This is a genomic window from Eionea flava (assembly GCF_055393785.1).
This window is the reverse complement of the sequence record NZ_AP036018.1, coordinates 1,308,261-1,324,374: the sequence shown is the minus strand read 5'-3', so window position 1 is coordinate 1,324,374 and position 16,114 is coordinate 1,308,261. Positions and strand designations below refer to the sequence as shown.

Below are 16,114 nucleotides of genomic sequence, written 5' to 3'. Positions count from 1 at the left end.
AAGTCGATACATGGATTTTATTTCTCTTGCTTGTAGTTAACCGATTCCAACAAACGTTGGATTTCTGCTTCTTTAGCTTGGTTACGCATTTGGTAACGGATATCACCTTTCAGGGACTCCAACGGTTTAACGACATCCTGCGGTTCTTCTAATACTTTGATAATATGAAAACCAAAAGAAGTTAAAAATGGCTCAGAAATATCCCCAGCCTTCATAGAAAATGCTTTTTCGGAGAACTCTTCGGCAACAGCGCCCTCATTGATCCAGCCTAAGTCGCCGCCTTTAACAGCAGAAACTTTATCTTGTGATACTTCTTTTGCTAGCTCAGAAAAATCTATGCCTGTATTAAGTTTACCATAGGCATCAAGTGCTGTTGTTAGCAAGGCTTGCCTTTCGACTTCACCCATACGTGGGTTAACTCTAAATAATATATGCGCTACTTGTACTTTTCGTGATTTATATTGATCGATATTTTTACTATAAAAATTTTGTATCCCTTGTTCCGTCACGGCATTATTTAAATAACTTTCAAAGTAACGGCTAATCAGTAACTGTTTACGAAACTCTTCTACCTCTGCCGCGATTTGCAGAGCATCAAGCTCATCCGTTTTCTCAATTGCATTAGTCAGTGCTGAGCGTTGCTGATACTCTTGCTGCATTCGTTGATATCGTGCTTCATCATTGAGTGGAATACGCTTAAGTTTCAAAAAGGCTTCAAACTTTTCTTTTTCATTACCCATTTTATTATCATCGCTACAACCCGCTAACGCTAAGCCAATAATGATCATCATTATTTTGAAGTGTTTCATATTATCTTTTTACCTTTCGATATTTAAAATTAACATTTATCAGTTGCCGTAACCGTAACCGATATCATCACTGTAGACGTAGTCGACATCGAGTGAAAAATAGTCAGTTTCTGGCGCGAGCTCTGTGTCTTGTGAATCACCATAACCGTCATAGCCACCCCCGCTAGGGCCATGTCCTACATCACCGTAACCACTACCGCCATAACCACCACCGCCGTATCCACTGCCACCATAGCCGTCATCACCATAAACATAGGTATTAACATACTGGTCGACAGTAAATGTACCCATAGAAGATGGCGCGATCACAATGTAGTACTGAGTATTATCTTCTATTAGCAACTCAAAGTGACGGGAACTACTCCAATAAGTAGAACGTTGTGCATATAAGTATCCATTGTTAGCGTATATGTATAACTCAACGTTATCGTTCTCTCTTATCCAGAATTTATAACGCCTTCTGGTATAAGGGTCATCTGGAGAGAAAGGATAAATTAATGGCTCTGTTGTTGGTGCCTTTCCAACCACAAAGAAAGGGCCATTCTTCGGCAAAACTATCGTCGATTCATCATCATCAGCTGTCACTAAGTTATGATTCAGCTCAGGCAATGCAGCACGTATTATAGTGAGTGAGTGGTCATCGATAACATCAAGATTACCTGCCGTATCCATTGCGACGATATGCAACGGGAAGGTTGTATTTTGTTCTCCGTAATAACGCGCGGGGCCAACAATAGGCAAGTTAATATTGACCGTATCACTATTTGCGTTGAAATAATGGTGGTAACCGTAAACCGATGTACTCACGGCGCAATCCTCTGCATTGCGCTGCTGTGGCTTTTGTCCATCAACAGATTCTGCAAAACAACGGTGAGCTTCTTTCATTATCTTGTACTGTCCGACACGGAAAAAATTATTTCCTGACTCGCCAGTTTGGATATAGGCATCGATTGACGCCAAATTACGGCCTTTATCCACCACAGATATGGGCAAAATCAGGTTTCCATATTCATAAACTGTATGACTTTTTATCGGATTAGCGATTGTCATCACCGGCGCTTCATCGTTACCGAGTGGCAAAGTAATAGTATGGCTAGAAATTTCTGCTAATTCACACAATGGATATTCCACTTCGATGGCAATTTGATTGTCTGCAATTCTTGCATTGGCAAGAACGTTCATGTCACTGAAGCGATATAAAACGCCACGTCCACCCGCATCATCTATCGGCTTAAATATTCCAACGCGCTGCCCTTCCGCATTGACCAAATACACCGTTCGAGCAATATCATTGGCCAGGTCTACCCTAATGATTAAGTCTTGAGATTCATCAAACTTAACAAGAGTCGATATCTGCGATGGAATAGTATTCCACTGTTCTATTGGATAATTAGAATCAGGGTAAGACCATATATTGCTATAACGTAGTTGATTGGATGATGCTAAAGAAACGTTAACTTCTGGCAAATCTATCTTTGAATCCAAGGCACATTGTCCACTGTTAGCGTCTAGCATATCGACAGCAATACTTTGGTCACTGACAATTTGATAGTAGTTAGTACCGCCACCATTCGTTGACTCTTCAACAATGAACGCGATGCCATTGACCAATTCTGTTGTGTTAGGAATAAATGCCCGTTCATTAAGAACGTAATCTAGACTGTCATAGCTATTATTGTACTGTCGATTAAATTCCCAGCCCGCTTGAAGGCAACGCGTAGCGGCTTCTGAAGTACGATTAACTTGTAAACTTTCAAGTGTCAACGGTACCTGAACTTCGGATGTTCTATATTCAATTCGGCGGATGTCTCTGATATCAAATAAACCATTTGTTGGAATTTCAAACTCTGTTACACCATCAAGTAGATCAATTAATGACAGGTCATAGGCTGTGACAGTTTCCGTTGTAGACTGACCATTAGACCTAACCAATGTGCCACTAAAATAAATCGTGAGCTGTTCATTCGATTCACGAATATTGTTAGCTATCGCACTGTCTATAACATCAAATTCTGGTCGTAGTTTAATTTTTATGCTGTTGAGCTCGGTGGTTAATTGGCGAGCTCGATTCGTTAAATTGATATAACCGCCATACCCAATACAACCTTCACCACACCAATCATAACTGGCAGTGCTTAGTAATAGACCGTCTTCATATAGGCTATCATTGGCCGCAACCTCTTTATCAACTGGCTTATCGCCATCGTCTTCATCGCCACCATCAAAATATGATTTTCTTCCCGCCTCTAGCGACAAGAAATAAGGGTCAACAAAATCTACCGGCGCTTCACATACCGGTGCATCATTAGAACTGACTGGAGTGATAACAATACGATTATGTGCAGGGTCATTAACTTCGATGTTCAAGGTCAATGATTCCCCCTCCGTTATATCACTGACAGGAATTGACGCGTTAGCGACACTACCTGCAGCAGCACCCAAATCAATTTCAACGCCGTTAACCGTAATAATCGGTGCGGGGTCGTCGGCTACCGGCAATATAACATTGGTTGCATGATAGTAGTCTTGCTGTACGCCTCTATCTCCATTGCGTCTAACAGCCATTGCTAACGTTAAGCTACCGTCCCAAGGTTCTGAGCTGAAAGTATCGTTATTAAATACCGTTTTTGGTACGCCATTAGGGAGTACTAGCGTATAACGATACCCATAAGATCGATCTAAGGTGCGATACAAAGAGGAGCGATCTTGAACAATAAAATCTGAGGAGGAATTAGTGCTAAACCCATCTTGAGTGTAGTTTCTATCTCTCACCAAATACGGCTTTGTCGTGTCGCATGATGCTTCGCTAGAATGATAGCTACAAGCCGTATCATCATACATAACACTAATGCTTTCGCCATTCAGTAGCGCACCGGTAATATAACTATCGATATCGCTGGTAATTTCTAGGCTAACACGGCCATTGTCAGCGCCGCGATACAACATTTGCTGGGGTACGGTATCAACAATATGCACCTTCGGATAGTCGACCGTTGTATCAGTAACAACGCGCGGCAATACGGTAATGGGAATAGAAACTTGGATCTCTGGTGTGGATACCACACTAATAGTCAGTGCAGTTTCACCGGCGTTCAGTGCAACAAACTCACCTTCCGAAGATACACTTGCAATAGAAGCATCATTGACGGTGTAGTCTAGAACATTAGCAATAAATGGCGCTGTAACCGTCGTTAACCCCTGCTTAGTTTGCAGTGTGAGGGTAACATTGAGCTGTTGGCGTTCACTCTCTTCACCTAACTGCGCATCAATTTGTGAGACATCTGAATTAATGACGATAACGAAAGCTGCTGGTATGTCGGCATCATTAATATCATCGGATGATGAACCGGATAATGCTTCTAGTAAATCAGATAAAGCGTCTCCATCACTATCGGCTAATAGAGGGTCGGTACCCAATTGATTTAATTCAATACCGTCTGGAACGCCATCGAAATCGGAGTCTGCCAGTAATGGGTTAAGGCCTAACTCAATCTCCTGTAAATCTAGCACGCCATCCTTATCATAATCGGTGGTGGTATCCATATAGAGTGTTGGGTATGGATCATTTTCTATTACGCCATCGTTATCCGGATCAAGCCCTGAGTTTGCGCCTGCCAAAGAGAAGACTTTTTTACCGTTAGCATAGCCAACAATAATATCGTTAATTCCGTCGCCATTAATATCTCGACTTTCTTCTACAGATAAGCCCAGTTGCTCACCCGCTCGGGAGCCGTAAAAGCGATACAAAACAGCTTGGTCGTTGCCTGAAATGATCTCAATCAGCCCTGCCTTTTCTCCATTAGCACTATTATTAGGGTCACCAACAAGTAAGTCATCATAGCCATCATTATTAACATCAAAAACAGCCGACAATTGCAAGCCTACCGCTTGGCTATATAAGATCTCATAATCACTACCAGAGTAAACCTTACGCCCAAACCGCCCACCAACGATAATATCGTTGACATTATCTCCGTTTATATCGCCTGCTGCAGTAATAAATGAGCCTAAGAATTCACGAGCTTCGCCATAAATGGTTTCTATGGCGTCACCTGTTACGCCAGAATATACGGTAAAGCTACCTGTGAAAGGTACTTCGAGCGCACTTTTACCACGACTACCAATCGCGAAGTTATTGAGGCCATCACCAGTTACATCATACACATTACTAATAACATTAGCCTTATCGTAGGCCTCACCCACATAAAAGAAATTAACGCCTTTTCCTCTAACTGTGATAACGCCTTCAGATAAATCCTGATGTCCCGACCAGCCTGTGGTTGCATAATCGCTAAAGCCATCACCATTTATATCACCCAAGGCAGCACTATTTTCTCCTTGGTATTCATACATAAACGTGCCGTAAGTATTTCCAATAATTTGCTTGCTTAAAGCATATTGATATTCAGGGTCATATAGGCTTTGGTCACCAGAGTAAATAAAAGACAACCCTTCAGAATTTTGGCCTGCGTTAGGGGCACCGACAAGAATATCATCATATCCATCATCATTGATATCGCCAACATTATTGACGTGATACCCAAACGCGCTATCAAAGTAAGGGACATCGTTGCTATAGTTAAGAGCTTTTATTTGATACAGCAAACTTTTATTTTGACCAGAATACACATCGATTCTTCTGGGATTGTAACTATTATTAATAACCGCATAGTCCACAACATTATCGTTGTTAACATCGCCAATTAATACTTCTTGGTTAGAAAACTCAATAACGTTAGCAATATTATCGAGTGTATTCAGTGGTTGTTCATCACCGTCTTTAATGCCATTGCCATTACTATCCACAGAGCGTGGGTTGGTACCCGCTTGCTGTTCTGCAAGATCGGATAAACCATCGCCATCGGTATCAACTACAAATGGATCAGAACCGAACTGATCTTCTTCTAAGTTAGTTAAGCCATCGCCATCTTCATCACCTTGGGCGGTAATTAATGTGGCACGGTATTGCTCAGTCATTCGCATATCGAACTCATAAAACTCTGAGCTTTCATGATGTCCAAATAATCGGATCCATGAGTCAGTCACCGTAAGGATAATCTCAAGCCCAGCGTCATTCTCATCGTAGGGTAACAATGCGAATGGAATATTAAATTCAAAGTTACGCCCTTCATTTTCATACTCTTCCGAGAAGAACGGAATATTTGGTAGCGAGGCCACCACAGATTTATCAGCTGAAACTTGCGTGACCTCTACATTTCCACCAATGTTCACAATAAAATCTTTGCCAACTCTTTCGTCCAACTGAGACCAATAGTCATGGCCTGCCGTGGTTAATGCGAGTGCATGTTCAGTTTGGTCACCAATAATAATGTAGTGATTATTCGGGTAGAGTATCGCCTCATCAACACATAACTCACGTGCTTCTTCAATAACACTCAAACCGCTCGTTGTGCTCTGTAAGCTAGAATTTTTCGTGCTCAATGTGTAGCACATACCTAGCTCAAGTTGCTCAAAATCGGGTTTAAAAGTAACTACTGTTGAGGTAGCGTCTTGTTGAGAAGTGCCCAGTTTAATCGATCCATTAAGGTTATTTAGAGGATCGCCATAAGTGATATATAGCGGTGCCTTACCTAGAGCCTCGCTATCTTCTAAAACTTTATCGAACGTTATTTCAAATACTGGCCCATCTATCTTAGAAACAAACTCAATACTGGTTATTTCAGCGGGTGAGTTATCTTCAATTACTGTTACTGGGACGGTTACGTTAAGTGCTGGATTTTCGATAAAGTTAACGATAATTGATGTTGCACCAGCACCCACAAAATTGACTTCGCCTGCACTTGTTACGGATGCAATTGAGCTGTCAGTTACTTGATACTCAAGTAACTCGATGAGTGACGTAATCGGTGCTGTTTCCGTGCGCCCTTCGGCTTCAATCGTCGCTATCACTGTCAACGGCTGAGCAACACTCGAGCTTGTAAGCACATGCTCTATGCTTGTCGGCGCTACTTGAATCGCAGTAATAAAGAATGGATCAACAAAGGTATCGAAGGCGCTAGCGGGATCGGATTCTGAAATGACTTCTACAAAGTCAGAAACACCGTCACCATCGGAATCTACCAAATTAGGGTTGGATAAATAGAGGTTAACTTCATCGAAATCGTTAACACCATCGCTATCGCTATCGCTAAGGTCGAGCTTGGTGCCTAAGTTAACTTCTTCTGCATTGGTGAGGCCATCACCATCGATGTCTTCATCGCCATCGGAAATACCGTTGCCGTTGCTATCGCTATTGGCAGGGTCATAATCAGGCAAACTAAATTCAAGGCCGTTAGGAATGCCATCGTTATCGAAATCACCATTTACTTGGAGCACCGTCAGCCACAAACTGTTACCCGCAGGTAAGCTGTCGCAATCACAATTGGCTGGCTTGATATTATGAACATCAATAGCCAACTGCTGGCCATCAGCCAGCCCAGTCTCTGAATAGAAAGGTGCTGTTAGTGAATATTGGCTGGCTGGAATTGATTGATTAAGACGACTATCAACATCCGCAAGTACCAGTGGCTCAACGGTATCAACTCTTGCAATGGTAATATCAGCCGATAGATCTTGAGCTGATAAGCCTGCATAGTTAAGCGTAACCGTGAGGTCCGTGCCTTCAAGTACATAACGGTACTCGGGGATATTTAGCATAGCGGCATAAGCATTGGTGTCGATAGTCTGAGTTAGTGCTTCGTCGTTGGCTGCAAAACCACGTATATTGGCGCTAGCCGTCGTGATTTGGTACACATTATCACTCGCGCTGATAGGTAATAGCGGGCTGTTGGGAGTGAATAACACACGGGTTCCAGCAAGGTCTACATCACTCGTGGAAACGATATCAAAAGTGCCTTCAATGACCTCCCCTTGATAACTGACTGAGCCTGCTATTGGCTCGGGGCGTTCATCGTTAGCACTACGAACGACGGCTTCGCTGTAGGTTAATTCTAGTGGCGTAATCTCACTATTCACAACCGCTAAAAATTGTTGGCTAATAATGGCGGGTTTACGCTTTTCAAACGCTAGTTGGTATACGTCTAAAGTATTCAACGTTTCGGGAGCAGCGCTATTATTAACACCTTTGATGTTTTCAATACTGATATCGACAGTTTCTACACTATCGTTAAAGACCGTAAATTCAGCGTAACCCTGATTTAGACTAATACTGGTTTGCTCGAGCGTTGCGGAACCATTCACGCCGATGTCTAACACTAAGTTAGCATCAACGGTGCTGTTATTATTGTCTAATTGCAACACGCGGTTGTAGTAACGATCCAACATAGTAGCGCTGATCGTCGCGGTTTCTCCGGCTTCTAAACGCTCATCTTCACCAAATGGATGATTCGTTCGAGAGGCTTCATCCATGCGTATTTGGAAAGGATCATTTGCAGTAATAGTCAGTGGCATTAGTGTGGTTTCTGTAGCTGTCGCCTGGCTATTCAGAGGGTAAGTTGCGACCGCTTCTGTATTATCAATTACGCTAATATCGGCAACGTATAAGCCGGCGGTTGTAATCGCCGATACTGGGACTGTTGCACGACCATTGGTCATTCTAATGTCTGCGGATTCGCTACCATCGGCTAAATAATTAATAGTAGTGCCGTTAGAGAAGCCAAAGTTAAAACCAAGCGGTAAACGTGCGTTCGCAACTGAGGAAGAATCCCAAGTGACGAGGTTGTTACCCGCATCGTAAGCGCTGATTTGCAGCAAGAAATTATTACCCGCTTTAATATTCCCAAGGAAATCAAAACGAAGTTCAACAGTTTCACCAGCATCAATACGGATACGTCGTTCATTGAGAATGGTACTGCCCTGTAATTGTGCTCTTAATGTGTAGAGACCCGTAATTTGTGCAGGGTCAAGGTCGAACAGAGTCAGACCATTAATATTGGTAGTACTTGTCCCTAAGGCTATGGTATCGCCTGCAAAATTAGCAGGAGTGATAGACCACTCAATGGTTTGATTAGGCACTCGACGGCTAGCTTCGTCCAAAACTTCAACTTGATAAACCGGGGTGTCATCAACAGACATCGCTATTGGGTTAAAGCTCGGTTGATCGTCTGCTTTAAAGAAGCGAATTTCATTAGGCACACGCGTTAAGGCAACGGATTGAGTTGCTGTTTGTGCACTTTGCCCTAAGTGATCAGTAATGCGTATTACAAACTCATAACGGTCATTCGCAATATCATCACTCGGCAGGCGAATACTAAAGGTCGCAGGTTTACCATCATTAGTCACGGACTGGCTACTAACAATGCGGTTTGCCTGTGGTGATAATTCAACAATGTCGAGGCGCACATCATCGGAGCCTTCATTGGCTACCAACAAATTATCAACGCTGATGCTTAGGCTATTGCCATAGAAATCATTAACATTAAAGTTGACTGCGAGTTGTGACGCATCGGGTGCGAGATCAGGTAACAGGTCAATAGCAAGTATTTGCTCTGTTACTTGACCAATATCATCAATAACACGCAGTGTTAAAGGTAATGACTCTGTTGTTGCAATACGGTCATAACGACTGTCACGAATAGTGAGTTTTTGTGCTATTTGCTTAGCATTATTTCCACGAATGGTAGTTACGACACCGTTCCACTCAGCTTCGATCGAGGCGATAGCGACAACATCGGCTGCGGCAAAGCTAATCAAAAAATCACCTTGTTCGTAGACAGGCTGAGTCTCAACCACAAAGTGAGTGATGCTTGGGGCGGTATCTTCAACAATCGTATACGTTTGGCTCAGTGTATTGGTATTACCGGCTTTATCGGTGGTTATCAGTGTATAAGTTAGGACGTCATCGACCTGTGCCGTTGTTTCTGTAAAGCTGATAGCACCCTCTTCAAAAGTGGCCGCAATAATAGTGCCGTTACGACGTAATATCGCTGACTCGATACCACTTTCTGGGTCATTGACGCTACTGCTTAGAACAAAGTCATGTTGAGCAACAATTTCGTTATTATTGAGTAGAGGCCCGTCAATGTTGAAATCGGCAATGCGAGGGAGTTGATTGTCCTCTGCACGTACAAAAGCTCGAGGGGCTGATTCTGTAATATTGCCAAAAATATCGACCGCACGCAGCTTGAGGAATTTTCCACTATCGGCAAGATCGTAGTCGCGAAATATAAGATACTCTGGGCCATAGTGTTTGCCTATAATCCTAAATGGACCGTTAGCGTTATCAGCTTCATAGTACTCAACTTGGAATATAGGCTGTGAACTGTTAAGTACATAGGCACGAATTTCAAGAGGTTTTGGTACATAAGTCGAGACCCCCACACTAGGTTCTGCGAGCACAACCTCGAAGCCATTAGCGGGTAAATCTTCTCCTTGAAGCAATACTTCTCTCACATTGGAAGTCAATAGATCACCGCGAACCGTTTCAATCTCTGCGGTAATGTCAAAAGGCTGCCCGTTACGCAAATTCGCTGGTACAAGTATTTCTGTATTAAATGGCGCTTGGTGAGTACCACCGACTTGCTGTCCATTGATAAAGTAACTCACTGCGTTAACATTATGAGTATCTGTTAACGACAATTGTAGACGATTACCTTGTTGATAAACGGTACTAGCGGTTGGTGAAAGTAATGCTGGATTTGTCTGAGTAAACCTATGGCCTAGCTCAAGAATTTCGATACCCGCATTGCCTTTTGCTATTGCTATCAGGCCATTGTCAATATCGATATCAGTAACAGAATCCGTCAAACGATATGTCGCATCGTTAATAAAAGTCCACGTCTCGATATCTATAGCTCGAATATTTACCGCATCGTTATCTCGATCAGCTAGCCAAACGTAACCATTACCATAGGCCAAGTCAAAAATAGCGACACTATTACTAACATCTAGCGTCGTGTTGGCAAAACTATTTAAATCGAGTTTATGCAATGTATCTGATACTCGGAAGAACAAATGATCGCCCGACGTACTCATATCTTGAATAACATCTGTTGCGCCATCGATAATCGATTCGATATCTAACGCAAACGAATCTATCGGTAACTGTCCGGATAGCACGCGATATAAACGACGGTTATCGGTCGCCACAAAAATCGTCTCGCCGTGTGTCGTAAGGCTAATAATGTTTTCACCGACCGGCAGCTCAACAACATCGGTGACTGATAAATCATCTAACAATGCCAAATGAATCTGATTAGCCGATGTTGCCACCAACATTTTTTCCGTCAACGCTAGATATTCTGTGGTCATCTTAGAGAAGACAGTCGTTGGATTACTGGTTAACTGAGAACGATTCAAGGCTTCAACAACACCACGGTCTTGCTGTGATAGAAATACCCATTGCTGATTAATAGCTGCCACATGACTTGCCGTTGTGTAACGTTCTGTAGGGTAAAAACTTGGCTGCCAACTACCCGAGCTATACTGCAGTAGTTGTGCCCCTACCTGCTCTGCAGCAACAACGGCAACGCCGTTATTTATTTCTACATCGCGAGCAAAACCAATAAAGTTTTGTTCTTGGTAAAGCCTATTAAATTCTTCATCTGCCTGCGTAAAGTTAACGATACTCCCTGCACTTCCACCTAGGTATAAATCTCCGTTATAAACTCTTGCATGCACTTGATCGGTTGATGAAATATCTGCAAATCTATAGCTCGCGACGTTTTCTGGATTAACGGGGTTACGAATATCGATAAAGTGTATCTCGCCATTGGCTTTGTCGAGAGCCAGCAAATGATCTCCATAACGTAGTAACTGTTCTGCAGAAATAGAAAGCTCGGACGCGCTAATATTGCCGTTAACATCTTGCGTATAAAGTTGCCCATTATCTGTGAGAACAAAGAGAACATCACTATGGAAAATAATGTCATTAGCACCGTCAATATTTAACCATTCATCAGAATATGTCACAAAATCACGAGTAAATGGATGGATGGACTCATCACTGAGTACAACAAACCCATTACTAGTGGTTGCAATACGAGTAGCAACACCACTAAAGCTATAGGTAGTCAATTCCGGTGGGGCTTCGGTGTTTGTATATGCAACGCCTTGCTGTAAAACCTGTGCCTGTAATTCATTACCGCTACTCGTAAACGCCAGTAAAGTATCTGCAGTAGAAGCTAGAATTTGTGTACCTATCACTGACAACTCGCGAACGACTGCGTCAGTTTGGTAAGTACCGACAACTTGGAAGTTTTCAGCGGGGTCAAGAATGGCCAAGCGGTTATCAGCCAAACCAACCAGTAGCCGATCGGTTAATCGAGCAATGGCGGTTATTTCGCTATCAAGAAGAGCAACCTGCTGTTTGCTCTTGTCTAGAATACGACGCCCATCGACAAACCAAGCATTCGTAGCATCGGGCAATAAGTGGTCGAATATTTGTATTTGTAGGGATATGCTCGGTTCGGTTGCAGCAACCACTTTAATAAGGTGCTCAGTACTACGTTGATTACCGTAATCATCGGTTATTGTTGCGACAACAACCATTGACTGAGTCGTTGTGATTGCTGGCACTGTCAAGCCTACCGCTGTTGTTCCAGAGGCTAACAGCTGATCGCTATCATCAAACACTTCGATACGAGTATCATACTGAGGATCAACGATGCTATTCAGTGCATAGTTGACTTGGCTACCTTCGAAAACATGGTAGGTTAAACCGCTCAATTGCGGGGACGGCACTTGCAATTGTGGTGCAATACGTACGCCGACTTCACGCTCACTATAGTAATAAGTATTACCGTAGTGCGCTCGAACACGAAGGAAGAAAGTGTCGAGTTGCTCAACAGTTGGCAATCGCATTGACAAATGCCCAGACTCTTCATGAGTGAAGATATTGGCGACTGGATTGCGGTTGAAATCAAGCAAGCTTATCTGTGTGTATCGGAAATCATCCTGGGATTGATTTTCAGCCGTATAAGCTACGCGAAGAATGTCACCTTCTGCAAAACTTTTGTTGTTCGCAGGCTCTAAAATAACCAGAGATATTTGTTCTGCTGAGTTAGCAATCGTGCTTATACTTTGCTGGTTCTGTTGTGCGCCATTAACACTGACACTGTAGTTTTTAGCCAACTCTACGCCACTGTCCAACCACTGGTAAGCAGAGCTGCCTAACGTGCTCATGCTACCTTTACCGACTAACGACTGTTCGCTAACACGAGCCGTTGAGTCATAGTGAATAACAACCGGTACTTTAATTCCGGCTGTTACGCTACGACTAGCAGGCTCTATTGATAGAACTTGAGTGTTATTACTGCTATCAATGACAACGCTATCAGCGACTTCTCCATTGTGAGTAATAAGGCGAATATTTATAGCGGTGACATTGGCCAACTCTCTATAAGGAACAAATACCTGCCATTGATTATCTACCCAATGAGTTTCTACCGGTAATTGTCGGTTGTTATTGTCAGTTAATACGAGCGCTTGTTGACCAACAACCTCGGTCTCTAGCTCTGCGGTGAGGCGAACACCGAATATATCTTGCGTAACACTAGAGCTGATATTTAACGAAGCAACTGGCGTTGTACTAATATTCTGATAACTAATTTCAGACACACCAGCATCTGTCGTTGTAAGTTTGTAACCACGCCCCGGTGTGAATAACCTTTGTGATGCTTGATCACTTTCGCTGACTATTCCCACTAATTCAAATTGCGGCTCTAAACGGTAGACTTGCCACTGAATTTGTTCTGGCGTGTTTACTTTTATCCAGAATAAGTTTCCGTCAAGTGTCGAATCTATAACTGTGCCGGCAAGAGGTAAGCTATTCTCGTTAGCAAGCGACGCAACAGATAACAGTGTGCCGTCCGACTGCAAGCGGTAAGCTGATAAGGTGTTATCGCTCCAACTTAACAGCCCTGCAGCACTATTAATCATGCCTTTTTGATCAGCTAGAGCGATATAAAACTCTCTAACAACCGCAGGAGTTTCATCGCTTAACTGCAGACGATATTGGTACAACCCGCTATCCGTGAGTACTAGGAGGCGATCCCCTTGTACGTTAACGTCTCTCATGGGCTCGTCTATATTAGTGCCTGCTACGGGTAAAAAGCCATCACTATTAACGAATGCTGCACTTAAAAGATCGCCGTGCTCTATCCAAACAATGTTGCCACTAGCAGCCAAGATGTTGCCTGTGAGCGGCTCGCTAATAGGGCCATCAAAATTATTATTGCTCTGTGCATAAAAATTCAGTTGATGCTGGCCTTCTACTTGAGTTTGCGTGATTAAACCTGTGCCTGTGTGAATTAAATGCAGTAATTGCCCTTTCTGACTCTGATCAATATTGCCCGATGCGCTTGTTATTCGATAACCTCCGTCCAGCTGGTTAATGCCTGCAATCACCTCACCTTCAGAAGAAGCACCTATAGATGCTTGAATCAGATCAATTGTTTCGCCCGATGTTGCTGTCAAATAGTTTTGTGTTGATTCGTCGGTAAAGTAATTCAACTTATCAATCGTTATTTGACTTAGCTGCTCATTACCTGACTTGTCACGTAAACGTCCCTCTACAATAATACTGTTTCCAGTTGCGTTAGTAGTCACACGCAATGGCTGACCGACGGCGGCTATAACCGGGGCAATTGAAGCCGATGGATCAAGAACAGATACTGTTGAATCGGCGCTAAAATCTACCATATCGCTGGGTTGTGAGGAGTTAACAATAAGCTCTGTTCCGGTGAGTAATGACCCACTAGGTTCTGTTGCTAGAGGTAATGTTTCTACTATGCCTTCGTCATTGATCACATTCAGAAAAGTAAACCCACGAAGAGAGCCACGCTGCAGCCTTGCAAGAACGACAATATTTTCATCAACGTTAGGAATTGTTGCCGTAACAAACTGGCGCTCAGGCCCATCAATAGCACGCGTTATTGAAATACCAGTAGCAGGATCAGCCTCAATTCCACCAATGTCTAGATATAGCGTGGCTTCAGTAACATTTCGCAGAAGCACTTCAAATGTAACCGTTTCGTTTTCGTAGAAAGTCGCACCGTTATTTGGTGTGATTACGTCGACAAGAGGCGCGCCAGCTTCTGCATCATAGGGGAATAAGTGTACTGTTTTTACTGGACTAATATTCCCGTTAGGATCGGTTGCTCTTGCGTCTATACGGATGCCGTCAGCTAAATCATCAACACTTACTTCAAAGCTGTAGCGGGACGGATCTACTAGTACCTCAAACGCACCGCCATTTTTCGAGACTTCAACAGTCTCAATGCCATATTTATCGAAGGCCTTTATCAATACATCTGTACGGTCACCGATAGCAATAAAATCACCATCTTCTGGAGATACTATATCCAGTGTTGGCGGTGTGCGGTCGAGATAAAGCGTATAGTTTTCTTCAAATACTTTGCTAAAGCCAAAACCATAATCAACACGTAAGCGACTGTTCATCGTAACTGGTGCAATCGGTTCACCTTCGGGTAGAAGGTCACGAATTTTAGGGTTAAGAAATGACGCTGCGGTCGTACCTGCGATGACATCGTAATTATTTAAGACATCTTTTGGTTGTCCATTTTGAATCTGAGCAACACTCATTTGAGCAAGGTTGACCATGTCTACGTCGCCCTGAAGGTCGTAAGTTAAATCAACGCGTACTGACTCCTCTGGCTCTACCGGATTCGTCACAAAGTTTTCAAGTTCAACGATTGGGTCACGTAATGCCGCTCTAAAGTTTTGTTCAATCGCAAAGCCCGAATCGTCAACTGCACGCATACGCGCTTCTAGGTAAGCGTAGTCTGGAAGGATATCTACCTCAAATGACTGTTTAAGAATACTAACTTGACCGGTTGCAGGTGCCCCAAATGCAGTGGATAAACGGTAGCTATATTCGAGTTCTTTGGTGTAATTATCTTCTGCAGTTGCTCTAAATGTGTAGCCGCGACCACGGGTTAATACCATCGCTTCATTCACCGGTGTCTCTACACCATTTAATACTCGGAATAATTGGAAGTTGCGAGGGGGTAGCGTATCTTTAGTGAGCAAGCGAGTCGCAACCGTACCGTCTGGATATCCACTATCATAAGCAGCAGCCAGTAAATTACCGGCTGAATCCTCGATACCATTAATGACTATTTGATAATACGCGTTATCATCAAACTGCTGGCCTGCAAGTAGACGTAACGCAATGGTAGATTCTGATAAATTAACAAGTTCGAAGCGGCCTGAAATATCTTCTGTCGGGCTACCAGAATAATCACGAAATTCTTTAGTGACACTAAAGTTTTCTGCAGAAACAGGCTCATCAAATGAAAGTACATAAGATTGCTGGTTAATCTGGAAATCTTTCGTATTTCCTGCAACAAACAATGGACGGGTATCGTCGACACCGGTTAATAGTA

General features: G+C 43.1%; 2 protein-coding genes (1 of these 2 running past the window's edge). Both read right to left on the bottom strand.

Annotated elements, in window-relative coordinates; translation table 11 throughout:
* Nucleotides 1-17: 17 nt before the first annotated feature.
* Nucleotides 18-809, bottom strand: a complete 792-nt coding sequence (locus tag ACZ5O6_RS05935; RefSeq protein WP_447090908.1) for a peptidylprolyl isomerase — start codon at nt 807-809, stop codon at nt 18-20.
* 39 nt (nt 810-848) lie between these two features.
* On the bottom strand, nt 849-16,114 hold the final stretch of the coding sequence (locus ACZ5O6_RS05930; RefSeq protein WP_464283551.1) for an Ig-like domain-containing protein. Its footprint extends 23,305 nt past the window's final position; the window shows 15,266 of its 38,571 coding nt (coding positions 23,306-38,571); its start codon lies off the right edge, out of view — the gene reads right to left on this strand; it ends in the stop codon at nt 849-851.